Genomic DNA, 25,026 nt, shown 5'->3' on the forward strand with positions numbered 1-25,026 from the left:
TTTTGCTTTTCTAGAAGTCTTACTTTGGCTTCTAGTTCCATTATTTTCTGCTCTGGAGATTTTGGCATATTGGATGGTGTTTGATTTTCCCAATCAAAGTTACCAAATTTTCGAAGCCAACCCACAACAGTAGAACGGGATTGAATGCCATACTTACGACAAACTTCATAAGTTGAAACGCTACCTTGCTCTATTTCTTGAACAACTTGTAGTTTAAAAGACATCGTATAGTCTTTTTGTGTGCGCTTTACGTAGCGGATTGCTTCTTGATTTTCCATAAGGATACTTTTTGTGTATCGCTATTTTAGGACGGGACAATCCAATGCAATAAAAAAAACGCTCCATTTTGTAGCGTTTTTTTATTGCATTGGATTAGTTTTCTTTTTTTCTAAAGGACTAGTAGTAGGTCGTACTAAAACTTCACCTTTAATGCTTAACGATACCCTGCCCTCTTCTACATTTACGGCATTAGTTTCTACCGTAATGGTTTTGCGTATTGGTCCTGGGTTCATGTTATACTTAACCTCTATCTTATCTGATTTACCTGGTAAAATTGGATTTGAAGGTTTACTAGGCACAGTACAACCACAAGTAGAACGAACATCTTTTATAATGAGTGGAGCATCTCCTGTATTGGTAAACTCAAAAACTCTTATTCCAGAATCTTCATCTTTATATACATTGCCATAATCTATAGTATTATCTTTGGCTTTAAATTCAATTTTTGGGCTATTTTGAGCAAAAGCAACACCAGATAATAAAATACAAAAAAGAATTATTTTTTTCATTTTGTTAAGTTTTGGTTTCGTAAAAATAATTAGTTTAAAAATATAAACAAAAATTTACTCTTAATTTTTTATAAAAGCACCAATTAAGTACTTTTGCAAATCAATTTACAAAAAATGTACCAAAGATATTTACAACAAAAAATGATTTTTTCTAATTATCTAGCAGATCGAGTCTGTCCTGTATATTCTTTGCTATTTTAACATAAATCTACTTTTGCTTGTAGATTTTACTTTTCAATTTTAAAACTTATATTTTATATGATACCCGCACAATACGATGCCAAATTAGTAGAAAAAAAATGGTATGATTACTGGATGAAAAATAATTATTTTCATTCTACTCCAGACCATAGAACTCCATATACTATTGTAATCCCTCCACCAAATGTTACAGGTGTATTACACATGGGGCATATGCTTAACAATACCATTCAAGATGTATTGATAAGACGTGCTAGACTTAAAGGTTTTAATGCCTGTTGGGTTCCTGGTACCGACCATGCCTCTATTGCTACCGAAGCAAAAGTAGTAGCTAAGCTTAAATCGGAAGGCATAGAAAAATCTGATTTATCGCGAGAAGAATTTTTAAAACACGCTTTTGATTGGACCGAAAAATATGGCGGAACCATACTAGAGCAACTTAAACAATTAGGTTGTTCATGCGATTGGAACAGAACCAAATTTACCATGGACGAAGATATGTCGGCTTCTGTAATTCGCTCTTTTGTAGATTTATACAATAAAGAATATATATACAGAGGTTACCGCATGGTAAATTGGGATCCAGAAGCAAAAACAACACTTTCGGACGAAGAAGTAATTTATGAAGAAAGACAAGGTAAACTTTATTTTTTAAAATATTTTATCGCAGATTTACAAGGTAATGCAACTTCAGAATACGTTGTAGTTGCTACAACACGCCCCGAAACTATTTTTGGAGATACTGCTGTATGTTTTCATCCAGAAGATGAACGTTATGCACATTTGCAAGGAAAAAAATTAATTGTGCCTATTGCAAATAGATTAGTACCCGCAGTATTTGATGATTATATTGATATTGAATTTGGTACAGGTAGTTTAAAAGTTACGCCTGCACACGATATTAATGATAAAAACATTGGCGACAAATTTGACCTAGAAGTAATCGATATTTTTAATGAAGATGCTACTTTAAATAGCTATGGATTACATTATCAAGGTAAAGACCGATTTGTAGTAAGAAAAGAAATAGAAGTTGAGCTTCAAGAAAAAGGACTTTTAGAAAAAGTAGAAAATTACACCAACAATGTAGGTACTTCCGAAAGAACCAAAGCTGTAATAGAACCTAGACTTTCAGACCAATGGTTTTTAAAAATGGATGAGTTGGTAAAACCAGCGATAAAAGCGGTTTTGGAAACCGAAGAAATAAAATTGTACCCATCTCGTTTTAATAATACCTATCGCCATTGGTTGGAAAATATTCGCGATTGGAATATTTCTCGTCAGCTTTGGTGGGGGCAACAAATACCTGCTTATTATTATGGCGATGGAAAAGAAGATTTTGTTGTAGCAGAAACACCCGAACAAGCATTAAAATTAGCCAAACAAAGAACACAAAATGAACAACTTACTATTGAGCATTTAAAGCAAGATCCAGATGCTCTAGATACTTGGTTCTCATCTTGGTTGTGGCCTATATCTGTTTTTGGTGGCATTATGAATCCAGAAAATGAAGAATATAAATACTACTATCCAACCAATGATTTGGTTACAGGGCCAGATATTTTGTTCTTTTGGGTAGCTCGAATGATATTTGCAGGCTATGAATATGCAAATCAAAAACCATTTACCAATGTTTATTTAACAGGTTTGGTACGCGATAAACAAGGTAGAAAAATGTCTAAATCTTTGGGCAATTCTCCAGAACCACTAGGCTTAATAGAAAAATATGGAGCAGATGGAGTGCGTGTTGGTTTGTTGTTAAGCTCTTCGGCCGGAAATGATATATTGTTTGATGAAGAACTATGCAATCAAGGAAAAAGTTTTGCCAATAAAATATGGAATGCTTTCCGTTTGATAAAAGGTTGGGAAGTAGCAAATAGTGCGCAACCCGAATCAGCAAAAGTTGCTATTGAATGGTATGAAGCAAAATTGCAAAAAACATTAGTAGAAATTGAAGATAATTTTAGTAAATATCGCATTTCTGATGCTTTAATGGCTATATACAAATTGGTTTGGGACGATTTCTGTTCATGGTTTTTAGAGATGATAAAACCTGCTTACCAGCAACCTATAGACAAAGCTACCTTTGACAAAGCTATAGAAATGCTCGAAGCGAATTTGAAATTATTGCATCCATTTATGCCTTTTTTAACCGAAGAAATTTGGCACCATATTGCACAACGAACTTCAGAAGACGCTTTAATTATTGCTTCTTGGCCAGAAATTAAAACATTTGATGAATCACTGATAACAGATTTTGATTTTGTAACCGAAATAATTTCTGGTATTCGTACTATTCGTAAAGAAAAAAATATTTCTTTTAAAGAAACTATTACATTAAAAGTAATAAACCACGAAAAAACTTCTACCTATTTTGATAGTGTTCTTATGAAGTTTGGTAACATTGTTGATTTAGAATATGTGTCAGAAAAAGTAAATGGAGCTTTATCTTTTAGAGTAAAATCGAATGAGTATTTCATTCCCATTTCGGGTTCTATCGATCTTGATGCCGAAATAGCAAAACTTACTGAAGAACTAAAGTATACGCAAGGGTTTTTAAAATCTGTACAAAGTAAACTTCAAAATGAAAAGTTTGTAAATGGTGCTCCGCAACAAGTTATTGATAACGAGCGTAAAAAAGAAGCCGATGCTTTGGCAAAAATTACTACACTTGAACAAAGTTTAGCTAGTTTACAATAAAAACGAAAAAATCCCGAGCTTAGCTCGGGATTTTTTAATCTAACAATTTAAATAGAAATTTATTTCGATTATTTTTTCTTTTTACTAGAACCCATCATTAAAAAAATAGCTCCCACAAGACCTAAGCAAACTAGAGAGAAAACTCCAATCATTATAAAAGAACCTTGTTCCCAAGAATAAAGCGGTAAAATAGATAATTGTGTCATAATATTTTGTTTTGATTATCACAAAATTAAGATTTGTTTAATGTACTAAAAATGATAATTATCATTCTAGAAATTTACTTTTTGTATCAGTACTTGGAATCATACATGTTTCTTTTTTACCAAACCATTTGTACCTATTTTTAGCAATACTATTGTAAATACCATTTTTTATAAAAGTAGGAAAAAAACTGCCTAGCCATAACAAATAATAAAAAGAACGTAATTCTTTGGCTATAAATAACACCGCATCGTATTGAATATAGTATGCTTTTTTAGGAATATACAATATTATAGAATCTGTGTTTTTTGAATTTATTCCTAAATATTTTATCAATTCTTGTCCTAAATGAGATTGTTGTGCTACAAAACGAAACACATTTTTTTTATCATTTTTAATAATATACTGTACAGATTTGTCGCATAAATTACAAACACCATCAAAAAGAATTATTTGTTTCGAAGTATCAAAATCTATCATCTGTATATATAAAAATTATCGAGAATAATTTGGAGCTTCTTTTGTAATAGTAACGTTATGCGGATGGCTCTCTCCTATTCCACTTGCTGTAATACGCACAAATTTACTATGGGTTTGTAGAGTGTTAATATCTTTAGCCCCACAATACCCCATACCTGCACGAAGTCCGCCAATAAACTGTTGCATACTTTCGTTAAGTTCTCCTTTATACGGTACACGGCCAACAATACCTTCGGGAACTAGTTTTTTTACGTCGTCTTCAACATCTTGAAAATAACGATCTTTAGAACCTTCTTGCATAGCTTCTACAGACCCCATACCTCTATACGATTTGAATTTTCGTCCTTCAAAAATAATAGTTTCGCCTGGCGATTCTTTTGTACCTGCCAAAAGTGAACCAAGCATAACACAATCGGCACCTGCTGCAATAGCCTTTGGAATATCGCCTGTATAGCGTATACCTCCGTCAGCTATAACAGGAACACCCGTATTTTGCAAAGCCGAAGCCACTTCCAAAACAGCCGAAAATTGTGGAAAACCTACACCCGCAACTACTCTTGTTGTACAAATAGAACCTGGGCCTATACCTACTTTTACTGCATCGGCTCCATTATTAACCAAATAAAGTGCTGCTTCTGGTGTAGCAATATTACCTACTACTACATCAAGTTTTGGAAATTGCGATTTAATATCTTTTAAAACATTAACAACGCCTTGTGTATGCCCATGAGCTGTATCAATAACAATAGCATCTACACCTGCATTTACAAGCGCTTGTGCTCTACTTACTGCATCTGCGGTAACTCCTATTGCGGCAGCTACACGAAGTCTACCATAACTATCTTTATTAGCAATAGGCTTTTGTGTAAGTTTTGTAATATCTCTAAAAGTTATTAATCCTATTAATTCATAATCTGAATTTACAACGGGTAATTTTTCAATTTTGTTTTCTTGAAGTATTCCTTCGGCTTGTTGAAGCGTAGTGCCTTGTGGTGCTGTAATAAGTCCTTCGGAAGTCATTACCTCTACTATATTTCTTGAATTATCTTTTTCGAAACGTAAATCTCTATTGGTTATTATTCCTTTTAATATGTTATTGCTATCTACAACAGGAATACCTCCTATACTAAACTCTTTCATAGCCTGTTTAGCATCACCTACTGTGGCTGTAAGCATAAGTGTTACAGGATCTAGAATCATACCGCTCTCTGCACGTTTTACTTTTCGTACTTCGGCAGCTTGCTTTTCTATAGACATATTTTTATGCAATACTCCTATTCCGCCTTCTTGAGCCATAGCAATTGCCATAGAACTCTCGGTAACAGTATCCATAGCTGCAGAAACTATAGGTACATTTAGTGTAATGTTTCTAGAAAATCGAGATTGAATGTTTACTTCTCTAGGTAAAACTTCAGAATAATTGGGAATTAATAGTACGTCATCGTATGTGAGACCTTCTCCAATAATTTTTGATTGGTGTGCTTTCATGTTGCAATTTAGTTGTAGTTGTTAAATTGCACGCAAATATACTAAAAGTAATTACTAAATTCTAATGCCTTTTTAAAATTAAAAAACATCAATGTTTTAAATTTATTAATGAAACTCGCCAAACAAACGTGATGCTACATTATAGGCACTTTCAAAACTCATTGGGCTAGTATTTGTACTGGCTTTTTGTTGTGTAAAGTACGACAACATTTTTTCGGTAGGCATATTACCTGTTAAATCATCTTTTGCCATAGGGCAGCCTCCAAAACCTTGAATAGCTCCATCAAATCTTCTACATCCTGCTTTGTAGGCAGCGTCTACTTTTTCATGCCATTTATCGGGAGTCGTATGCAAATGAGCTCCAAACTCTACAGTTGGGTATTTCGGAATTAAATGCGAAAATAAATAATCTATTACTTTTGGTGTAGAACTACCTATGGTATCGGAAAGTGAAAGTATTTTTACCCCTTTTTGTGCCAATTTTTCTGTCCATTCGCCTACAATATCTACATTCCAAGGGTCGCCGTAAGGGTTACCAAATCCCATAGAAATATAAGTAACTACTTCTTTATTTGTTTGATAAGCTATTTCTAAAATTTCTTCCAATGTAACCATGCTTTCGGCAATAGTTTTGTGTGTGTTTCTCATTTGAAAATTTTCAGAAATAGAAAAAGGGAAACCTAAATAACGTATTTCATTGTGTGTAGATGCCAATTGTGCTCCTTGTGTATTGGCAATTATAGCTAAAAGTTTGCTTTGCGTTTTGGACAAATCAAGTTTAGATAATACTTCTGCAGTGTCTTGCATTTGTGGTATAGCCTTAGGCGAAACAAAACTTCCAAAATCAATAGTATCAAAACCAACTCTTAGTAAAGCTTGTATATAATCTACCTTGCGCTCTGTAGGTATAAATGCTTTGATACCTTGCATAGCATCTCTCGGACATTCGATAATTTTGACCGTAGTATTCACTAAAAAATGAGTTTGTTTGTGTGGCTAATATACTAAGATTTTTTAAGAATAGCTTTATTTATTTCCTTAATCAATTTTGGGCCTTCGTAAATAAAACCTGTATAAAGTTGTACTAAAGAAGCTCCTGCTTGCAGTTTTTCTAAAGCATCTTGTGGTGAATGTATACCTCCAACACCAATAATTGGAAATGATTTATTACTGTTTTCTACTAAAAATCGAATTACTTCTGTTGAACGTTGTGTTAATGGTTTTCCAGACAATCCGCCTTGTTCTACTTTGTTTTTAGATTGTAAATCGGTTCTAGAAAGTGTTGTATTGGTCGCAATTACGCCTGCAATTTTTGTATCGTTTACAATTTCTATAATATCTAACAATTGTGTATTTGTTAAATCGGGAGCTATTTTAAGCAGTATAGGTTTTGGGCGTTGTTTTTTTATGTTCTCAATTTGCAATTTATTTAAGAGCTTTGTAAGTGGTTCTTTTTCTTGAAGTTCTCTAAGATTTGGAGTATTTGGAGAACTCACATTCACTACAAAATAATCTACTACATCATACAATTTTTCAAAACAGTACAAATAGTCGTGTACGGCATTTTCATTTGTAGTAATTTTATTTTTACCAATGTTACCGCCTATTATTATATTTTTATTTTTTTTTAATCGATTTACAGCTTGTTCAACACCTTCGTTATTAAAACCCATTCTATTTATAATGGCTTTATCTTGTTTTAATCTAAAAAGTCTTTTTTTAGGATTACCTTCTTGAGGTTTTGGCGTTAATGTTCCTATTTCTATAAACCCAAAACCAAAGTGTGAGAGTTCGTTATACAATTTTGCGTCTTTATCAAAACCTGCTGCTAGCCCTACTCTATTGGGAAACTTTATTCCGAAAACTTCTGTTTCGAGTTTTTTGTTTTTTATACCATAAAAAGAGCTAATACTAGTGGCAACGAATGGAATTTTGAAGATTTTTTTTAAAAATGAAAAAGTAAAATGATGCACTTTTTCTGGATCAAACCCAAACAGTAAGGGTCTAATAATAAATTTATACATGAGTTGAGTGTTGTGTTGTGCATACAAAAGTAATAAAATGCGTTTGTTTTGAGAATCATTAAATAAAATAGATTTGTACTTTTGCCTAAAAAATAGCATGAATATCAAACTACTCGCTATAGGAAAAACAGATAATAAATGTTTGCAAGAACTTATAGACGATTATAAAAAACGATTATCGCATTACATAAAATTTGATTTCGAAATTATTGCCGATATTAAAAATGCTAAAAACTTATCAGAGCTACAGCAAAAAGAAAAAGAAGGAGAACTTATTTTATCAAAAATTACAAATACCGATTTCGTAATACTATTAGATGAAAACGGAAAATCGTTTTCAAGCATAGACTTTGCAGATTTTTTACAAAAAAAAATGAATACTGGAATTAAGACTCTTGTATTTGTAATTGGTGGACCTTATGGATTTAGTAAATCGGTTTACGAAAAAGCTCAAGGTAAAATTTCGTTGTCTGCCATGACTTTTTCTCACCAAATGATACGTCTATTTATAACCGAACAAATTTATAGGGCATTCACAATTATAAAAAATGAGCCTTATCATCACCAATAATATATTTTAGAATACAAAAAAATAGTACTTTAGCAACTCAAACAAATTTAGTTAATGAAAAATATTACTTTACATTCTGTACATGAAAAATTAGGAGCAAAAATGGTTCCTTTTGCAGGATACAATATGCCTGTACAATATGAAGGTGTTACAATAGAACATGAAACTGTGCGCAATGGTGTAGGTGTTTTTGATGTTTCTCATATGGGCGAATTTTTACTAACTGGTGATCATGCGCTTGCACTTATACAAAAAGTTACTTCCAATGATGCTTCTACCTTAGAGATCGGAAAAGCACAATATTCGTGTTTACCTAACAACGAAGGCGGTATTGTAGATGATTTAATTGTATACAGAATCAAAGAAAATCAATATTTGTTGGTGGTAAATGCGTCTAATATTGAAAAAGATTGGAATTGGATTTCATCGCATAATGAATTTGGGGTAGAAATGAAAAACCTTTCAGACGATTATTCACTACTTGCTATTCAAGGTCCAAAAGCAATAGAAGCTATGCAAAGTTTAACAACAGTAGACTTAGCTGGCATAAAATATTATCATTTTGTAGTAGGTCCATTTGCAGGTATAGAACACGTTATTATCTCTGCAACTGGTTACACAGGTAGTGGCGGATTTGAAATTTATTGTAAAAACACCGAAGTAGAACAACTTTGGAACAAAGTATTTGAAGCTGGCGCACCTTTTGGTATAAAACCTATTGGTCTTGCTGCTCGTGATACACTACGTTTAGAAATGGGCTTTTGCCTTTATGGTAATGATATAAACGACATCACATCGCCTATTGAAGCAGGTTTAGGCTGGATTACTAAATTTTCTAAAGACTTTATCAATGCTGAAAACCTGAAAAAACAAAAAGAAGAAGGTGTTTCTAGAAAACTAGTAGGATTTGAACTTACCGAAAGAGGAATTCCTAGACACGACTATGAAATTGTAGATGAAAACGGAAACGCTATAGGCATAGTTACATCGGGTACTATGGCGCCATCTTTGGGTAAAGGAATTGGAATGGGGTATGTAAAAACAGAATTTGCAGCAATAGATACTCCTATTTATATCAAAATTAGAAATAATAATGTGGCTGCCAAGGTAGTAAAAATGCCATTTTACAAAAAAGCATAAACTATTGAAAAAATATCTGTTTCTTTTTTGTTTTATAAGTTACTTTTCAAAGGCTCAAAGCCACGTTGAAACCTGCCAACTTTTACAAAAAGTAAATATAATTATTCAAAACAATCATTATAAACCTAAGCCGGTAGACGATAGTTTATCGGTTTATGTTTTTGAAACCTTTTTGGATAAACTAGACGAAGACCATCGTATTTTTTTAAAGCCTGAAATAGACTTTTTAGAAAAATATAAGTTTGAACTAGACAACGCTATTGTAAAACAAGATTGTAACTTTTTGGATTCTTTTTATAATTATTACACAACAGCAATTGCCCGTAAAAAAGAAATTATTACCAACTTAAAGTACGAACAATTTAATTGGAAAGGTACTGATACTATTTATTTTTCAAAAAAATCTTTTCCTTTTTTACAAAGTCAAGATAAACTATACAACGCTACAAAAAAGGTAATTTCGTACGAAATTCTTCAAGAAATTGCCGAAACGAGTACCAATAAAGATTCTATCATACAAAATTTTGAAAGTTTATCTAAAAAAGCAATTGAAAAAATATTTGACGCTTACGAATGCCAATACGCAAATATTAAACTAGATTATTCATCGTTTGAACAACTTTTTGTATCTACGTTTTGTAGTTATTTTGATCCGCATACAGATTTTTTTACACAAACTTCAAAATCTGATTTTTTATCGAGTGTTAGTTCAGACAATCTTTCTTTTGGAATTATAGTATCTATTGATGAAAAAAATGAGATTATAGTAGATGAAGTAATAACAGGTAGTAATGCCTACAATACCAAAAAAATTACATCAGGTGATTTATTGGTAAAAATTAACGTAAAAGATAAAGAATACAATTCAACATGTTCCAACAGAACAATTATTGAAGAAATACTGCTCTCGTTTGAATACAAAAACGCAGATTTTACTTTCAGAAAAAAATCAGGAGAAAGCTATACCGTTACTTTACAAAAAGAAATTTTACGAGATTACAACAATGCTGTATATAGCCTAATTCTACCCTACAATGCTAAAAAGTACGGCTATATAAAAATTCCGAGTTTTTATTCTGCTCAAGAAAACGGAACAACAAATACATCTGATGATGTGTTATCTGAATTAGTAAAACTAGAAAAAGAAAATATTGCAGGGCTCGTTATTGATTTGCAAGACAACGGTGGTGGTGCGATGAATGAAACCCTACATTTGGTAGAAATATTTATAGATAAAGGAGCAATAGCTGCTGTACAAAATAGAAATAAAGATGTTGAAATTGTAAAAGATGAATATCCTGGTATGGGCTATACAGGAAATTTAGTGGTACTTATTAATGGTTTTACGGCTTCTGCTAGCGAATTTTTTGTAAATGCGATACAAGACTATAAACGAGGCATTGTATTAGGGTGTAATTCTTATGGAAAAGCTACTATGCAAAGCATTTTACCTATTGATGAAGAATCTCAAAACTTTGTTAAGATAACAGGAGATGAGTTTTATAGAGTAACCAAAAAAACAAATCAATATACAGGTATTCAACCCGATATAAACCTACCGTATTTATTTGATAGCCAAATACCTCGAGAAAAATCGAATAAAACAGCTATTCTAAATGATGAAATTTCAAAAAAAATAAAATACACGCCATATACCATAAATAATTACAATACTATACTTGAAAAAAGTCAATATAGAATAGCCAACAACCCTGCTATAAAAGAGATTACCGATATTGCTCAACAACTAGAAGCATTGTACAACAACTCATTTCCACCTGTAGCTGTAGAAATAAACAACGTAATGCAACAAACGCATGACACAAATTTACTTTGGAAAAAAATAGAAAATCTAACTAAAAAAGAATACCTAGTTGAAGTTGCTTACACACAAAAAGATAAAACCAAAATCAAGAAAAATCCTTTTTTAAAAAGCGTTTTTGAAGATAACTCAAAAGCAGCAAAACAATCTATTTACTTGCAAGAAGCCCTTGAAGTTTTACAAAGTATGCAAGAATAAAATGAAAATAATTGTCAAAAAAAAATAAAGCATTATTTTTGCCAACTAAAACAACAAATTAACACAAAAACCATATAGAAATGGGAAGAGCGTTTGAATTTAGAAAAGCACGAAAAATGAAGCGTTGGTCTGCTATGGCCAAAACATTTACCCGAATAGGAAAAGATATTGTAATAGCTGTAAAAGAAGGCGGGCCAAGTCCAGAAACAAACGCCCGACTAAGAGCCGTAATACAAAATGCCAAAGCAGCCAATATGCCTAAGGAAAATGTAGAACGTGCCATTAAAAAAGCATCAGACAAAGATACTGCAAATTACAAAGAAGTTCTTTTTGAAGGCTATGCTCCACACGGAATAGCTATTCTTATTGAAACGGCTACAGATAATAATAATAGAACCGTTGCAAACATTCGAAGTTATTTTAATAAGTGTAATGGAACACTAGGTACTCAAGGCTCGGTAGAATTTATGTTCGATCATACTTGTAATTTTAGAATTCCAAACACAGGGCAAGATATAGAAGAACTAGAATTGGAAATGATTGACTTTGGTGTTGAAGAAATTTTTGCAGACGAAGACGGCATTGTAATGTATGCCCCTTTTGAAAGTTTTGGAGCCATTCAAAAACAATTGGAAAACCAAAATATAGAAATTCTTTCGTCTGGCTTTGATAGAATTCCGCAAGTAACCAAAGAGCTTGCTCCAGAACAAGTAGCCGATGTAGAAAAACTATTAGAAAAAATAGAAGAAGATGACGACGTAATGAACGTTTATCATACAATGCAAGAGTAAGTCTACTTTATTTACATTCAAAAATTACTAATCCGTTTTGCAATTCAAAACGGATTTTTTAGTTAAAAAAACCAATATAAAACTTTATTGTATCTTTGTATTTCTCGTAATGAAATTTTAAAAAATGATAAAAACTACCAAATTATTTACCGATTTTTTTGAAAGTGAAAAAGCTGGTGGCATAGTCTTGGTTTTTGTTACCCTATTATCTCTTGTTTTAGCCAATTCATCATTTGGAACAAATTACATTGCTATATGGGATACTTCTATAAATCATCATTCTTTAACCCATTGGATTAATGATGGTTTAATGACAATATTTTTCTTACTAATTGGGTTAGAACTCGAACGTGAAATTTATATAGGCGAACTATCCAACATAAAAAATGCTGCCTTACCAGCCTTTGCTGCCCTTGGAGGAATGATTGTGCCAGCAAGTATATTTTTATTTTTTAATATCGGTACAAATACTCAAAATGGAGCAGGAATACCCATGGCTACCGATATTGCTTTTGCTATAGGCATACTATCGCTATTAGGAAACAAAGTACCAATATCATTAAAAATTTTTCTAACGGCATTAGCTGTTATAGACGATTTGGGAGCTATTTTAATTATTGCCCTATTCTACACCAAAACTATCTCTATACTCCATTTATTTATTGCTTTGGGTATATTTATTTTAATGCTTATCATGAATAGGTTAAAAATTTATAAGCTACTACCCTATTTAATATTAGGATGTTTTATGTGGTACTTTATGCTTTATTCTGGAGTTCATGCAACAATAACAGGCGTTTTAGTAGCATTTGCCATTCCTTTTGAAAACGGAAGTGAAAACTCTATTTCTTATAAGTTACAACACGCATTACACAAACCTGTAGCTTTTGTGATTTTGCCTCTTTTTGCATTGGCAAATACTGCAATTATACTTTCTACTAATATTAGTATGCCATTTGTAAACCATAATAGTTTGGGTATTATTCTAGGTTTGGTACTTGGGAAACCTCTAGGCGTTTTTGTATTTAGTAAATTGGGCGTTTTGTTAAAATTTGCTCAAATTCCCGAAGATATTTGTTGGAAACATATTATATCTGTAGGTTTTTTGGCTGGTATAGGTTTCACCATGTCTATATTTGTAACCTTACTTGCTTTTTCAGAAGAACAATGGATTAACAATTCGAAAATTGCTATTCTATTGGCTAGTGCAATTGCAGGAGTTTTAGGCTATATTTTTTGTACGATATCTTTATCTAAAAAGTAAAAAAACTTTAAAAAAGTTTACCAAACTTGAGCAACCATTTGAATTTTAGTAAAGAAAATTCTCCTTTTACATCTATTCTTTGCCATTCATACTGACTTGTATTTTTCGGAGTTTCATTCAGTCTATTTCCTATTCTAAAAGCAATCTTTATACCTTGTTTTTCGAGTGTTTTAAAAAATATTGATTTGGCATGAGTATCTTTTTTTGGATAATTACCGTAAGGATAAGCCAATGCTGGAAAAATGTTTATATTATGATGTAGAATTACTTTACTAGCATTTTCAAAATCATCATGTATTTCTTGTTCACTCATTTCCGAGTATTTACAATGTTGGTACGAATGATGCGCTAACTGAATAAGATTTGCATCTAGTGATTGTAATTGCTCGGCTGTCATTATTTTTTGATTCTGATAATCTTTACCTTTATTCCATAAATCTGTTGCTCCTAAATAGGCAAATGGAACAAAAAATGTTGCTTTTGCTTGGTATTTTTTCAACAAAGGCAAAGCAATATCCATTTGATTTTGAGTAACATCATCAAAGGTAATTACCACACTTTTTCTACATATTTTTTGGAGTGATTCTAAATCTGAACTCCATAAAAATTGATAGTTGTTTTTTGTTAAATAGTTTAATTGTCGCTCAAATTTTTCGGCAGAAATAGTCAATCCATTACTTTTAGTAACATCTAAAGTAAAGTTGTGATACATTAAAACAGGTAATTTTGCCATTTCTGAAATATTAACAAATAATAAGTGTAAAATTATTATTTTTGCTGATATATATACTAATTAAGACTGCTTATTTTGAGTTTAAAAATTACCGCTCTTGCCATAACTTACAATGAAGAAGCACATGTAAAGCGATATGTTGAAAATTTATCATTTGCAGACGAAATTATATTTGTAGACTCCTATAGCTCTGATAATACTGTGGCTTTGGCAGAATCTTTGGGCGTAAAAGTGTATCAAAATGAGTTTCAAGATTTTTCTTCACAACGTAATTTTGCTATAACTAAAGCTTCAAATGACTGGGTGTTATTCTTTGATTTAGATGAAATTATAAATTCTAATCTTAAAAAAGAAATAGTACAAAGAATTAATGAAACTACAAACAATAAGGCTGCCTTTCTTATTAAAAGACATTATTATTTTATGGGTAAAATAATAAAATTTGGAGGTTGGCAAAGCGATAAAGCGATACGTGTTTTTAATAAAAATTTTTGTCACTATCAAGGGCTTGTACACGAATCTGTGGTAACAACTGGTAGTGTTGGCGAACTAAAAAATGCGTTAGATCATTTTAGTTACAAAAGTTTTGATAATTATAATGATAAATTAAATTTATACAGCAAACTACAAGCAGAGCATTTGTATGAAAAAGGCATAAAGCCCAATTTTTATCATTTTTTTATTAGACCATCTTATCGTTTTTTATGGCAGTATTTTTTTAGATTAGGAATTTTAGATGGCAAAGAAGGTTTTATCTTAGCTTATATACACTCGTTTTCGGTGTTTAAACGCTATTTACAACTTTGGATGCGATATAGAAAAATAGATTAAATATGAGAGTTTTACATATAACGGCCTCAAATGTTTGGAGAGGTCATGAGCAACAAATTGTTTACTACATTAATGAGTTTTCCAAACAAGATAATCCTCAAGTACTACTTTGTGTACCCGATACAAAATTATTTGAAATAGCAAAAACAAATAAAAACTGTTCTGTTTATAGTTTACCCTTTAAATCCGTTTATAGCATTAAATGGTTAAAACTAATTTATACAATTATCAAAAAAGAAAATATCGATATTATTTTAATACACAATAGTAAAGCTCAAACTATGTGTGTATTATCTTCTTTACTGTTTGGATGGAAAACACCTATGGTATACTTTAGAACTTTAATAAAAAAAGTTGATACAAGTTATTTTAGAAAATGGAAATATAATTACAAAGGAATCAAAAAAATTGTATGCGTTTCTCAAGCTGTAATCGATAAACTCCAAAGTGCAATAAATGATAAAAACCGACTGAGTATAGTAGGTAGTGCAACTGATTTGGAAGAGTTTCATAAAAAAGAAAAAACAGGAATATTACATAGAGAATTAAATCTGCCAGAAGACACACTCTTAATAGGTAATATTGCTGCTTTTGTTCCTTTTAAAGACCATAAAACATTAGTAAATGCAGCAGAGCTTATTGTAAAAGAAATTACAAACGTACGATTTATACTTATTGGTATAGGCGAATTGGAAAATGAAATAAAAGCTATGGTAACGAAGAAAAACTTAGATCCCTATTTTATATTTCTTGGTTTTAGAAATGATGTCCCTAACATTTTTCCAGAATTTGATGTTTTTTTATTTCCTTCAAAATTAGAGCCTACAGGAGGTGTGTTACTTGAAGCTTATGCATCTCATGTTCCGGTAGTGGCTTGTCGAGCAGGTGGTGTTCCAGAAGTAATTGTAGAAAATGAAACAGGCTTATTGTGTGAACCCGAAAATTTTAATGAATTTTCAATGAAAACCTTACAACTGTTAAAGGATAAAACATTGCGTGATAAACTAGTAACAAATGGCTACCAACATTTATTACAAAATTTCACAAAGGAAATAATTGCAAATGCCATGTTACATGAACTTGAAGAAGTATTAAACAATTAGACATGAAAATTACAGTTATAAGTTTTGATTATTTTGGATTTGATAATTATATAGTACAAGATCTTCAAAAAAAAGGATTTGAATGTAATCATATTGATTTTTCTAAATATTATTATAAATATTCATCATTTTTTGAAAAAGTTTACAATTTCTTTTTAAAAACAATTACACAAAAAAATTTAAAAAAAATAAAAACTGAACAATATATTCTTAATCAGTTAAAAAATATAGGTAAGCAAGACGCCATTTTAGTAATTAGACCCGATAGAATTAGTAAAAATACTCATTTACATATAAAACAATATACTAATAGATATATTGCCTATTTGTACGATAGTTCAAATAGATTTCCTATCAAAAACTTACTTAATGGGTTATTTGATGATATTTTTACTTTTGATCGAGATGATGCTGCAAAATATAACATCAATTTTTTGAGCAATTATATTTATATGAATAAAAAACCATTTGCTGAAAATATAATTACAAAAAATAAAATATTCATGATAGCTTCTATTGATGAGAGAATAGAACTATGGAATTTAATAGCTGATTATTGTTTTAAAGAGAAAATAGATACAGAATTTATCGGTGTAGGAAATCCTAAAAGTAAAAAAGTTCATCATAAAATTGAGTGTACAAACGAGAATTTATATTTTGATGGAATAATTTCAAAACTAGAAGATGCAAATGTATTTCTAGATCTAATTAGAGATAATCAAAATGGATTAAGTTTCAGAATTTTTGAAGCTATTGCTATGAATAAAAAAGTAATAACTTCCAATAAATCTGTTGTCAAATACCCTTTTTATAATGCTAACAATTTTTTGGTTATTGATAAAAACAATATAAATAGTATCAAATCCTTTCTAGAAAAACCATACATTCCACTAGACGATAAAGTTTACCATGAATTTACTATATCAAATTGGAATAGTAAAGTTTTTAAGCTTTAGAAACTATTTTATAAATTGTATTTGAAGTTGCCTCATAAGAAAAAGGCGACAAAACTTGCTCGGAGTAACTCGTTAAATTATTCCAGAGATTTTCATCTTGATACAATTTTACTATTTTTTCTGAAAAATCTTTTGGATCATTTGCAATACAATTATCATAAAAAACGCCAAAATCGTATCCTTCAGCACCAATATCAGTTGTTACAATCGGAAGTCCGTACTCTAAACTTTGACCTATTTTACCTTTTACTCCTGCACCAAATCTTAAAGGTGCAATAAACAATCTATGAGAATTATAATATTCTGATAAATCTTTTACATAGCCTATTATATTAAATCTATCCGATTGTAAACTTAATATTTCATCTGTAGCATTACTACCAACAATATTTACCTCTAGATTAGGTATTGATTGCCATACTAAAGGCATAATTTCCGATTTTAAAAAAACAACGGCATCTCTATTTGGTAAATGATCAAAACCGCCTACAAATAACAAATTCTTTCGATCTTGAAATTTCAAGTAATTTGTATTTTGGTTAATAAATTGATGGATATTCCCTACGATTTCAATTTTAGAATCATTTGGATAATAGCTTAATAAATTTGACTTGTCTTCTTTTGATATGGCTAAAATTACATCTGCATTCGAACAATTTTCTAATTCTATTTTTAAAAAATTTTGAGCTAATGTATCTAATTTAGAGTCGTTTTTGAGTTGAGCTTCTCGTTTCATTCTCAAATAATGAAAATCTACCATATCATAGATAAGTAAAGCTTTGCTATTAATTTTTCTTATAGTTGAATAATTTTTGTGAAATATTAAAGGTCTATGTAACCAAACTGTTTTGCATTTGGATAATACTACAGACAAAAACATCTCTCTAGTTAATAACTTAGATTGATAAATACTTGGATAATATACTTGAACACCTTTAGACCTGTAATACTCACAATATTCTGTATTGTATTTATATTCTTTTTTGTCTGCCATTAAAAACACCTGAATTCCTTTTTCTAAAAGAATATCAATTATGATGTCTAATCTTCTAGAACCTGAGTCTTTATCGTACTCTGGTAACTTATCGTCTATAATTAATAGACTATTTTCTTGAATATTTTCAAAGGTATAATCTACCTTTCGCTTTTTTAATTTTAGATATAAAAAATAATTTTTTATTTTTTGTTTTATTTTTTTCATGAGCAATCAAATAATAATTTACAATTCTTATTGTAAGATTATTTTTAAGTTATTGTAAACAGTATCTAATGAATAGTTTTTATTGAAAAATTCTATACTCTCTAACTGATATTTTCTATATATATCTTCATTTGTAATCAACTGAGTTATACTTTTTGCAAAAGTATCTGAATCATTTGTAACCAAACATCCATTGTTGGATTTATTTATTAATCCGTCTACTCCTTTTTCTGTACATACAATGGGTAAACCAAAAGATAATGATTCTATAACTTTAATTTTTAAACCTGTTCCAGAAAACATTGGACATATTGTAATTTTTGAGTTTTGATAATATTGAGATAAATCTTCTACTCTTTCAATTTTGGTAATATTGGAAGCTTCTACTTCTAGATGATTTACAATTTTACCGATAACTAAAATTTTTATATTTTGATTAATCTTTGGAAATACATTTGTAAAAAACCAATGCGCACCTTGCACATTATGCGAATTATTACTTGCAACATAAAGAATATCAAAATCACAGTGTTTATTAACGTCTGTATTATGTTGTGCTGGTAATCCATGCGGAACTAATTTTACATTATTCTCTGGAATAAATTGAGAAAACAAGTATTTTTCTTCAACGGAAATGGTTAAAATGTAATCGAAGTATTTTAAGTTTTTTATCTCATTTCTAAAATAATTACCAAGTTCAAAATCTTTATAATTTTGATATTGAGATGTTAAAAAATCATGTGTATCATTAATTAAGATTGTTTGTGAACGATTAATGTATTTATTATCAATTACTAAACTAGCCCAAGATGCATACGAAATTAAAATAATATCGTACTTATTTTTTGAAACTATAGCGTTAAAAAAAGATTGAACTCCAGGTTTTACTTCATTAAGTTTTTCAGGTTTATTAAAAATTTTATTAGGCAAATAATACTTAAAAAAATAACTCAATTGGTTTTTGCTTTTTTTAAATCGAGGGAAAAGATATCCTTTATTTACAAGTCCTTTTTGTATAAGTAATTCAATATCTTTTTGCTGGAAATTTTCTGTGCTTTCTCCAATAAAATCTAAAGAGTAACCTTTATTCTTAAAAAATTTTAATAAACTTAAAGCTCTAGAATTATTACCTTGGTTGTTTCCTAACGGATTTTCAGGGTAAAAGTACAATATCCTTTTCATTGGGTTTGTTTTGGCAGAAAAAACAATAATTTCTACTCTCTTATAATTAGAATTATGTGTAAATCATTTGTTATTATTTATTTTATATCAATCTAATTAATTTTCGCAAACCAACCATTGTATACTGCTTTTAATATATTAAATTGAAATTTTTTAATAGATTTTCTAATAATTTTCCAGTTATACCTAATAAGAAATAGACTGTTTCCATTATATAATCTTGTCATCCATATTTGATTTCTAGTCATATAATACTGATAAAATTTCCCTTTATCACTCATTTCATGATAAGCAACTACATCAGTATTTATAGCTAACTTAAACTGTGATTTAAGTTTTAAACGATAACACCATTCTGATTCTTCATAATACATAAAAAAGTCTTCTCTCATAAATCCATTAAACTGTAATGCAGGTAAAGAAAATAAAATAGCACTTCCATTTACATAATCAATATTGAAATTTATACCAAATGAAGGGATTTCTTCTGTTTTTTTATAGCAATGAACATGATCTCCTTCAAATCCTTTTTCTGGAAATAACAACCCTCCATCGGAATAAATGATATTACTTTCAAACTTATCAAGTATTCTTGGACCAATAACACCTATATTTGGATTATTGCATATTGTTTCTAATAATACAGATATAGTGTACTTTGATATTTCTATATCAGGATTTAAAAGTAAAAAATAACTTTTATTGTCATCTATTGCTTTCTTGATTGCTAAATTATTTCCATTAGCATAACCCCCATTAATTTTATTTTGAATAAAGCAAAAATTATTAGTATTACAAAAGTTAATTAAAATTTTATTATCAATAGATTGATTATCTACAACATAGAAACAATCTTTAGAAACACCTTCGGAAGATAAACTATTTAATTGATTAATTACATAATTACTAGAATTATAATTTAATATAATAATTGCTAATTTACTGTAAAAGCTATCTATTTCCAAAATTTTAGAAGACATAATAAATACTTAAAATAATATTTTGAAGGAAGCTTAGTTTGGTTTAATAGTTTTTCACTGTATTTTTTTTTGTACTTTACTTCAAATTCATCAATTGAGTTACACTCTATAAATTCTAACTTTTCCCATTCTTGAGGATAAACAGGATGAAAATTTTTAAAATTCATATAGTTTGATGAATTAACATTTTTCCAAAAATTAAAAAAAGACTCTGTGTCGAAATCATTCTTATGTCCCCAATTGGAAATTTTAAGAGCAACTTCTGATTCTTCTCTAGCCCATGACTGATGGATAGCATAGAAATTGGTTTGAAACTGTTTTCCATCAATGTTTCTTGCATAATTGTATTCTCGTGCATTATTTACAAAACTAAAACTTTCGTCATTATCAATAAATAAGTAACCATTTTCTAATTTTTTAAATAATGTAACCCATTTACCTCTAATATTAATCTTTTTGTCTGTATATTTAATCAAAAAACTATTCTTTAATAAAAAATCTCTAACGAGAGAAAAATTTATGAAATACTCATCTACATCAATTTGAATACACCAATCAGTATACCCCATTTCTTTTTTTAATAAATTTCTTTGTATGGTATCATTAATGATAGGATTTTCAACATCAATATAAAAATTATCGATATGATATTTAATTTTTTTTAATCTATCATATTCCTTTATTTTACCAAAAAAATCTTCAGGAATTGATATTTTTTTGCCAGACCATGTTAGAAAATTTTTATCATAAGACAAATAAATCTCATCTACATAATCATATATACGAGGAAGAGCATTAAAAATTAAATTGAAGTCATAAGATATTAACAATCCTACCTTGATTTTTGGAATCATATACTTTTAAATTATTTTTTTCAAAAATATAAAAAAGAGCGAATATTATTTAGAATAATATTATGAAATATAACAAATATACTTCTAATATAAATCTTAATTCTACTTATTAAAATAGAAAAAGTAAGTTATAATTATATTTTAAACCAAATCTAAATTTTGTTTTCTAAGTATTTTGCCGTTTTCTGATTCTACAAATTTTTCTATAAAATAAATTTCTTTAGGCTTTTCATATTTATCTAAAAGTTCAAACGTAGTATCGGCTACTTCAAATGGCTCGCCTTCTACAACCAAAATTATTTTTTCGCCCAAATCATGATCTTCTTGAGATGCAATAAAAAACCTTCTGTCTAATTTTCCATCAAGTTTTTTTTCGACCTGCTCTGGCATAATTTTTACGCCGCCACTATTAATAATATTATCCAATCTTCCTAAAAACAAGAAACTGTTTTCATTAACAATTTCAACCAAATCGTTGGTTATTATTTCATTTTCTTGAATAATTTTTGGAGCATGAATAACCAAACAGCCTCTATCATCTTGTTTTATACTAATGTGAGGGAGTATTGTAAAAGCCTTCTCTCCTATTCTTTTTGCGGCGATATGGGTAATGGTTTCGGTCATTCCGTAGGTTTCATAGACTTGTGTAGGAACTTTTAAAAGTTCCAATTCTAAATCTTTGCTTATACGCGCCCCACCTACTATAAGTTTTTTAATTCTTGTCATTTCGACAATAGAATTTTGTGCTTGCAACGGAACCATCGCAACAAAATCGTAGGTTGCATCTGTATGTTGCATGGGGTGTGAACTTGGCTCTACGTAGTCCAAATCCAATCCTAAAATAATAGAACGTATTAACATCATTTTTCCTGCAACATATTTTACAGGTAAACATTGTAAAGCTTTCATTCCAGGTTTTAAATCAAAATAATCTCCTGTAGCTAAAGCCGAATGTACCATGGCTTGTTTATCTACTTTAATAGTTTTGGGCGTACCTGTAGAACCCGAAGTTTGCATCTCGATGTAATCTTTATCGTCAAACCAATCCAATAAAAAATCTCCGATTGGTTTTTCAAAATCTTCTCCTTCTTTAATAAAGCTATAGGCTACACGACATAAATCGTCTTTATTCAAATTAAAACCATTCAATTGAAACTGGTTATGAACATTTTTAAAAGTGGGAATTGTTATCATTATTTAAACTTATTTCTAATTTTCCGAATAATTTTTCTTTCCAATTGTTCCATTTATATACTTTGCTAAATAGTATTAATAATATTGGAAAAATAATAAAAACAGGAATTAATACATCTGTAGATGCCGAAGGAAGTGCTTTGCTTATAAATACCGATTCTGTTTGTAAAGCAGACCAATTTGTTGTAACAAGTAAAGCGCCAACCAAATTATTAGCTGCATGAAAACCAAGCGCCAATTCCAATCCTTCGTCCATGAGTGTTAATATACCTAAAAAAAAGCCTGTTCCTATATAATAAATGAGTACAAAATATCCCATTTCTCCTACTTCTGGGTTGGCAATATGCATCAAACCAAATAATACAGATGATACAACAAAAGGTACCCAACGTGTTTTGCTTAAAATACCTAAACCTTGCATAATTTGTGAGCGAAATAAATATTCTTCAAAACTAGTTTGCATAGGTACTAACACTAATGCTATTAGTGCAAAAGGCAAAAATTTATTCCAACTAAAATTTAATATAAATTCTTTAGGTTCAGAATAATAAGCCAATACAGTAGTTACTATTGTAAAACTACTCCATAAAAAAAACGAAAAAAATATTCGCTTCCAATCTATTTTATCGCGCGAAGTAGTAGCTCGGGTTATACCTAGTTGTTGCAAAAACTGAATGTATACTATCATAAATACAAAACCTACACACAACGGAAACATAAGCATAACAAAAGTAGGCGTTTTACCAAATTGTGTAATATAAGTTTGTATCATTGCATTTGTATCTACTCCTGCCGAAAATACATAATTAATAAGTACAAATACTAAAAATAAAATTGGAAGAATGATGTAGGGTAAAAAATTTGGTTTTTTAAGTCGGGCTTTTTCAATAAACATAGGTATTTTCTTTTCGTCTAAATTAATACTTTTGCTTTAATTAGAAAAATAAAATAGCATGATACAAGTATTTCATAACAATAGATGTGGTAAATCAAGAGATTGTATTGCTTATCTTACAGAACACAATGTTTTATTTGAAACCGTTTATTATTTAGAAAATCCGCCAAGTGTAAATGAATTAAAATCTATACTAAAAAAATTAAACTACAAACCTATTGACTTAGTGCGTGTTAAAGAAAAAGTATGGATTGATAATTATAAAGATAAAGTACTAACAGACGATGAAATCATTGAAGCGATGACACAAAACCCTATACTTATAGAACGACCGATTGTAATTACAAATACTAAAGCTGTAGTAGCCAGACCTTTGGATAAAATAAAGGAATTAAATTTATAAACCTAATTAAAAATTTGAGCCAACAGTTCTTTCAATAAATCTGCTTGGCTTAAATTATTTGCCCCAACCCCTTTACTTTTTACATCGAGTTGTCTTAAAGAAGCTATAATTTGGCTTACCTTTTTCATCGGATAATTTTTTACAGCCAATTCATATTCTTTAACAAAATAGGGATTTATTTTGAGAACTTTAGCCACGTTTGCGCTAGATTTATCTTTAAGTCCATGAAATTGCAATAACTGTGAAAAAAAACTGTACAAAGTAGCTGTGGTTACTACCAATGGATTGTCTTTTGGATTTTGAGCAAAGTGCATTGCAATTTTATAAGCACGAGCTACATTTCGCTCTCCAATAGCTTTTCGAAGTTCAAAATTATTGTAATCTTTGCTAAAACCAATATTAACTTCAATGTCTTTGGGAGTTATAGTGCTTCCTTTGGGTAAAATAATTTGTAATTTTTCTATTTCTTTACTTATTCTTGTTAAATCGTTACCTAAAAATTCTACAAACATAGCAATCGCTTTGGGTTCTATAGTATAACCTTTACCTTGCAATACCCTTTGGAGCCAAGTGCCTACTTGATTTTCATACATTTTTTTGCTTTCAAAAACAACTCCATTTTTTTCTAAAACTTTGGTGATTTTTTTGCGTTTATCTAGGGTTTTGTATTTGTATGCAAATACCAAAACAGTTGTAGGTTGTGGGCTTTCGGCATATAGTTCCAGTTTATCAATAGTACGCGAAAGTTCTTGAGCTTCCTTCACAATTACTACTTGTCTCTCTGCCATCATGGGGAAACGTTTGGCTGCACCTACTACTTCTTCTATTGTAGTATCTCTACCATACATAACCATTTGATTGAAGCCTTTTTCTTCCTCCAAAAGGATATTGTTTTCTATATATTCTGTAAGTTTATCTATATAATAAGGCTCATCTCCCATTAAAAAATAAATAGGTTTAATAATTCCTGCTTTTATATCGTTAATTATTTTTAATACTTCATCCATATCATTAGGCTTTCAA

At 30.0% G+C, this 25,026-nt stretch carries 25 protein-coding genes; 10 read left to right on the plus strand and 15 right to left on the minus strand.

Going from position 1 to position 25,026, the window contains the following annotated elements:
- Nucleotides 1-278 (minus strand): transposase (locus tag Q361_RS05495; protein WP_146046981.1); only part of this gene is annotated, 278 nt, incomplete at its 3' end.
- 81 nt (nucleotides 279-359) lie between these two features.
- Nucleotides 360-788, minus strand: coding sequence for a DUF1573 domain-containing protein (locus Q361_RS05500; protein WP_103725720.1), 429 nt, complete (start codon nucleotides 786-788; stop codon nucleotides 360-362).
- 258 nt (nucleotides 789-1,046) lie between these two features.
- Here Q361_RS05500 and Q361_RS05505 point away from each other — a divergent pair, with 258 nt between their 5' ends.
- Nucleotides 1,047-3,689: a valine--tRNA ligase gene (locus Q361_RS05505; protein WP_169929274.1), complete on the plus strand. Its 2,643-nt coding sequence runs from the start codon at nucleotides 1,047-1,049 to the stop codon at nucleotides 3,687-3,689.
- A gap of 68 nt (nucleotides 3,690-3,757) precedes the next feature.
- Here the strand turns inward: Q361_RS05505 and Q361_RS13725 are convergent, their stop codons facing one another.
- From Q361_RS13725 to Q361_RS05525, 5 genes are all read right to left on the minus strand, one after another.
- The gene (locus Q361_RS13725) at nucleotides 3,758-3,895 is read right to left on the minus strand and encodes a hypothetical protein (RefSeq protein ID WP_169929275.1); all 138 of its coding nucleotides are present in this window, start codon (nucleotides 3,893-3,895) and stop codon (nucleotides 3,758-3,760) included.
- A gap of 61 nt (nucleotides 3,896-3,956) precedes the next feature.
- Nucleotides 3,957-4,373 (minus strand): thiol-disulfide oxidoreductase DCC family protein, encoded by a 417-nt coding sequence (locus Q361_RS05510; RefSeq protein WP_103725721.1) that lies wholly within the window; start codon nucleotides 4,371-4,373, stop codon nucleotides 3,957-3,959.
- 15 nt (nucleotides 4,374-4,388) lie between these two features.
- Nucleotides 4,389-5,861: an IMP dehydrogenase gene (guaB, locus tag Q361_RS05515; protein WP_103725722.1), complete on the minus strand. Its 1,473-nt coding sequence runs from the start codon at nucleotides 5,859-5,861 to the stop codon at nucleotides 4,389-4,391.
- A 105-nt stretch (nucleotides 5,862-5,966) separates the two neighbouring features.
- Entirely contained in the window at nucleotides 5,967-6,833 is an 867-nt protein-coding gene (locus Q361_RS05520; RefSeq protein ID WP_103725723.1) for a hydroxymethylglutaryl-CoA lyase, read from the minus strand.
- Between the two features lie 32 nt (nucleotides 6,834-6,865).
- Nucleotides 6,866-7,885 (minus strand): quinone-dependent dihydroorotate dehydrogenase, encoded by a 1,020-nt coding sequence (locus tag Q361_RS05525; RefSeq protein WP_103725878.1) that lies wholly within the window; start codon nucleotides 7,883-7,885, stop codon nucleotides 6,866-6,868.
- Between the two features lie 97 nt (nucleotides 7,886-7,982).
- Between Q361_RS05525 and rlmH the strand changes: the two genes are divergently transcribed.
- The 5 genes from rlmH (at nucleotide 7,983) to nhaA (ending at nucleotide 13,671) form a co-directional block, all read left to right on the plus strand.
- Nucleotides 7,983-8,456: a 23S rRNA (pseudouridine(1915)-N(3))-methyltransferase RlmH gene (gene rlmH, locus Q361_RS05530; RefSeq protein WP_103725724.1), complete on the plus strand. Its 474-nt coding sequence runs from the start codon at nucleotides 7,983-7,985 to the stop codon at nucleotides 8,454-8,456.
- A 54-nt stretch (nucleotides 8,457-8,510) separates the two neighbouring features.
- Nucleotides 8,511-9,596, plus strand: a complete 1,086-nt coding sequence (gene gcvT, locus Q361_RS05535) for a glycine cleavage system aminomethyltransferase GcvT (protein WP_103725725.1) — start codon at nucleotides 8,511-8,513, stop codon at nucleotides 9,594-9,596.
- Between the two features lie 4 nt (nucleotides 9,597-9,600).
- On the plus strand, nucleotides 9,601-11,616 hold the full coding sequence (locus tag Q361_RS05540) for a S41 family peptidase (RefSeq protein ID WP_103725726.1): 2,016 nt from the start codon (nucleotides 9,601-9,603) through the stop codon (nucleotides 11,614-11,616).
- A gap of 80 nt (nucleotides 11,617-11,696) precedes the next feature.
- On the plus strand, nucleotides 11,697-12,407 hold the full coding sequence (locus Q361_RS05545) for a YebC/PmpR family DNA-binding transcriptional regulator (protein ID WP_103725727.1): 711 nt from the start codon (nucleotides 11,697-11,699) through the stop codon (nucleotides 12,405-12,407).
- 127 nt (nucleotides 12,408-12,534) lie between these two features.
- Entirely contained in the window at nucleotides 12,535-13,671 is a 1,137-nt protein-coding gene (gene nhaA, locus Q361_RS05550; RefSeq protein ID WP_103725879.1) for a Na+/H+ antiporter NhaA, read from the plus strand.
- Nucleotides 13,672-13,678: 7 nt separating this feature from the next.
- Here nhaA and Q361_RS05555 read toward each other — a convergent pair whose 3' ends face one another.
- A complete protein-coding gene (locus tag Q361_RS05555) occupies nucleotides 13,679-14,404 on the minus strand; it encodes a polysaccharide deacetylase family protein (protein ID WP_103725728.1) in 726 nt (241 codons plus the stop codon).
- A gap of 75 nt (nucleotides 14,405-14,479) precedes the next feature.
- On the opposite strand from Q361_RS05555, the gene Q361_RS05560 reads away from it, so the two are divergent.
- The 3 genes from Q361_RS05560 to Q361_RS05570 are packed head-to-tail and all read left to right on the plus strand — an operon-like array spanning nucleotide 14,480 to nucleotide 17,294.
- The gene (locus tag Q361_RS05560) at nucleotides 14,480-15,235 is read left to right on the plus strand and encodes a glycosyltransferase family 2 protein (protein ID WP_103725729.1); all 756 of its coding nucleotides are present in this window, start codon (nucleotides 14,480-14,482) and stop codon (nucleotides 15,233-15,235) included.
- A gap of 2 nt (nucleotides 15,236-15,237) precedes the next feature.
- Nucleotides 15,238-16,338, plus strand: coding sequence for a glycosyltransferase (locus tag Q361_RS05565; protein ID WP_103725730.1), 1,101 nt, complete (start codon nucleotides 15,238-15,240; stop codon nucleotides 16,336-16,338).
- A 2-nt stretch (nucleotides 16,339-16,340) separates the two neighbouring features.
- Nucleotides 16,341-17,294, plus strand: coding sequence for a hypothetical protein (locus tag Q361_RS05570; RefSeq protein WP_103725731.1), 954 nt, complete (start codon nucleotides 16,341-16,343; stop codon nucleotides 17,292-17,294).
- On the opposite strand, the gene Q361_RS05575 is transcribed toward Q361_RS05570, so the two are convergent.
- The 6 genes from Q361_RS05575 to Q361_RS05600 all read right to left on the minus strand — a co-directional run bounded on the left by Q361_RS05575 (nucleotide 17,284) and on the right by Q361_RS05600 (nucleotide 23,600).
- Nucleotides 17,284-18,495 (minus strand): glycosyltransferase, encoded by a 1,212-nt coding sequence (locus Q361_RS05575; protein ID WP_103725732.1) that lies wholly within the window; start codon nucleotides 18,493-18,495, stop codon nucleotides 17,284-17,286. The genes Q361_RS05570 and Q361_RS05575 overlap by 11 nt on opposite strands.
- 27 nt (nucleotides 18,496-18,522) lie before the next feature.
- The gene (locus Q361_RS05580) at nucleotides 18,523-19,677 is read right to left on the minus strand and encodes a glycosyltransferase (protein WP_103725733.1); all 1,155 of its coding nucleotides are present in this window, start codon (nucleotides 19,675-19,677) and stop codon (nucleotides 18,523-18,525) included.
- A gap of 92 nt (nucleotides 19,678-19,769) precedes the next feature.
- Nucleotides 19,770-20,657 (minus strand): glycosyltransferase, encoded by an 888-nt coding sequence (locus tag Q361_RS05585; RefSeq protein WP_103725734.1) that lies wholly within the window; start codon nucleotides 20,655-20,657, stop codon nucleotides 19,770-19,772.
- The gene (locus Q361_RS05590) at nucleotides 20,633-21,511 is read right to left on the minus strand and encodes a hypothetical protein (RefSeq protein ID WP_103725735.1); all 879 of its coding nucleotides are present in this window, start codon (nucleotides 21,509-21,511) and stop codon (nucleotides 20,633-20,635) included. The genes Q361_RS05585 and Q361_RS05590 overlap by 25 nt, the downstream gene beginning before the upstream one ends.
- A gap of 141 nt (nucleotides 21,512-21,652) precedes the next feature.
- The gene (locus Q361_RS05595; protein ID WP_103725736.1) at nucleotides 21,653-22,705 is read right to left on the minus strand and encodes an AMP-binding protein; all 1,053 of its coding nucleotides are present in this window, start codon (nucleotides 22,703-22,705) and stop codon (nucleotides 21,653-21,655) included.
- Nucleotides 22,683-23,600 carry a CPBP family intramembrane glutamic endopeptidase gene (locus Q361_RS05600; protein WP_103725737.1) on the minus strand — a complete coding sequence of 306 codons (918 nt, stop codon included), beginning with the start codon at nucleotides 23,598-23,600 and terminating at the stop codon, nucleotides 22,683-22,685. The genes Q361_RS05595 and Q361_RS05600 overlap by 23 nt, the downstream gene beginning before the upstream one ends.
- 58 nt (nucleotides 23,601-23,658) lie before the next feature.
- On the opposite strand from Q361_RS05600, the gene Q361_RS05605 reads away from it, so the two are divergent.
- Nucleotides 23,659-24,003: an arsenate reductase family protein gene (locus Q361_RS05605; RefSeq protein ID WP_103725738.1), complete on the plus strand. Its 345-nt coding sequence runs from the start codon at nucleotides 23,659-23,661 to the stop codon at nucleotides 24,001-24,003.
- 2 nt (nucleotides 24,004-24,005) lie between these two features.
- On the opposite strand, the gene holA is transcribed toward Q361_RS05605, so the two are convergent.
- Nucleotides 24,006-25,010: a DNA polymerase III subunit delta gene (gene holA, locus Q361_RS05610; protein WP_103725739.1), complete on the minus strand. Its 1,005-nt coding sequence runs from the start codon at nucleotides 25,008-25,010 to the stop codon at nucleotides 24,006-24,008.
- Between the last annotated feature and the right edge of the window lie 16 nt (nucleotides 25,011-25,026).

The sequence above is a fragment of the Flavobacterium croceum DSM 17960 genome, from assembly GCF_002917885.1.
GTDB classification, from domain to species: Bacteria; Bacteroidota; Bacteroidia; order Flavobacteriales; family Flavobacteriaceae; genus Flavobacterium; species Flavobacterium croceum.

What these genes read in the sequence shown, in the direction of transcription:
- Q361_RS05500 (WP_103725720.1), bottom strand. Translation starts at nt 788, where the DNA reads ATGAAAAAAATAATTCTTTTTTGTATTTTATTATCTGGTGTTGCTTTT.
- Q361_RS05505 (WP_169929274.1), top strand. Translation starts at nt 1,047, where the DNA reads ATGATACCCGCACAATACGATGCCAAATTAGTAGAAAAAAAATGGTAT.
- Q361_RS13725 (WP_169929275.1), bottom strand. Translation starts at nt 3,895, where the DNA reads ATGACACAATTATCTATTTTACCGCTTTATTCTTGGGAACAAGGTTCT.
- Q361_RS05510 (WP_103725721.1), bottom strand. Translation starts at nt 4,373, where the DNA reads ATGATAGATTTTGATACTTCGAAACAAATAATTCTTTTTGATGGTGTT.
- guaB (WP_103725722.1), bottom strand. Translation starts at nt 5,861, where the DNA reads ATGAAAGCACACCAATCAAAAATTATTGGAGAAGGTCTCACATACGAT.
- Q361_RS05525 (WP_103725878.1), bottom strand. Translation starts at nt 7,885, where the DNA reads ATGTATAAATTTATTATTAGACCCTTACTGTTTGGGTTTGATCCAGAA.
- rlmH (WP_103725724.1), top strand. Translation starts at nt 7,983, where the DNA reads ATGAATATCAAACTACTCGCTATAGGAAAAACAGATAATAAATGTTTG.
- gcvT (WP_103725725.1), top strand. Translation starts at nt 8,511, where the DNA reads ATGAAAAATATTACTTTACATTCTGTACATGAAAAATTAGGAGCAAAA.
- Q361_RS05545 (WP_103725727.1), top strand. Translation starts at nt 11,697, where the DNA reads ATGGGAAGAGCGTTTGAATTTAGAAAAGCACGAAAAATGAAGCGTTGG.
- Q361_RS05555 (WP_103725728.1), bottom strand. Translation starts at nt 14,404, where the DNA reads ATGGCAAAATTACCTGTTTTAATGTATCACAACTTTACTTTAGATGTT.
- Q361_RS05565 (WP_103725730.1), top strand. Translation starts at nt 15,238, where the DNA reads ATGAGAGTTTTACATATAACGGCCTCAAATGTTTGGAGAGGTCATGAG.
- Q361_RS05570 (WP_103725731.1), top strand. Translation starts at nt 16,341, where the DNA reads ATGAAAATTACAGTTATAAGTTTTGATTATTTTGGATTTGATAATTAT.
- Q361_RS05575 (WP_103725732.1), bottom strand. Translation starts at nt 18,495, where the DNA reads ATGAAAAAAATAAAACAAAAAATAAAAAATTATTTTTTATATCTAAAA.
- Q361_RS05580 (WP_103725733.1), bottom strand. Translation starts at nt 19,677, where the DNA reads ATGAAAAGGATATTGTACTTTTACCCTGAAAATCCGTTAGGAAACAAC.
- Q361_RS05585 (WP_103725734.1), bottom strand. Translation starts at nt 20,657, where the DNA reads ATGTCTTCTAAAATTTTGGAAATAGATAGCTTTTACAGTAAATTAGCA.
- Q361_RS05590 (WP_103725735.1), bottom strand. Translation starts at nt 21,511, where the DNA reads ATGATTCCAAAAATCAAGGTAGGATTGTTAATATCTTATGACTTCAAT.
- Q361_RS05595 (WP_103725736.1), bottom strand. Translation starts at nt 22,705, where the DNA reads ATGATAACAATTCCCACTTTTAAAAATGTTCATAACCAGTTTCAATTG.
- Q361_RS05600 (WP_103725737.1), bottom strand. Translation starts at nt 23,600, where the DNA reads ATGTTTATTGAAAAAGCCCGACTTAAAAAACCAAATTTTTTACCCTAC.
- Q361_RS05605 (WP_103725738.1), top strand. Translation starts at nt 23,659, where the DNA reads ATGATACAAGTATTTCATAACAATAGATGTGGTAAATCAAGAGATTGT.
- holA (WP_103725739.1), bottom strand. Translation starts at nt 25,010, where the DNA reads ATGGATGAAGTATTAAAAATAATTAACGATATAAAAGCAGGAATTATT.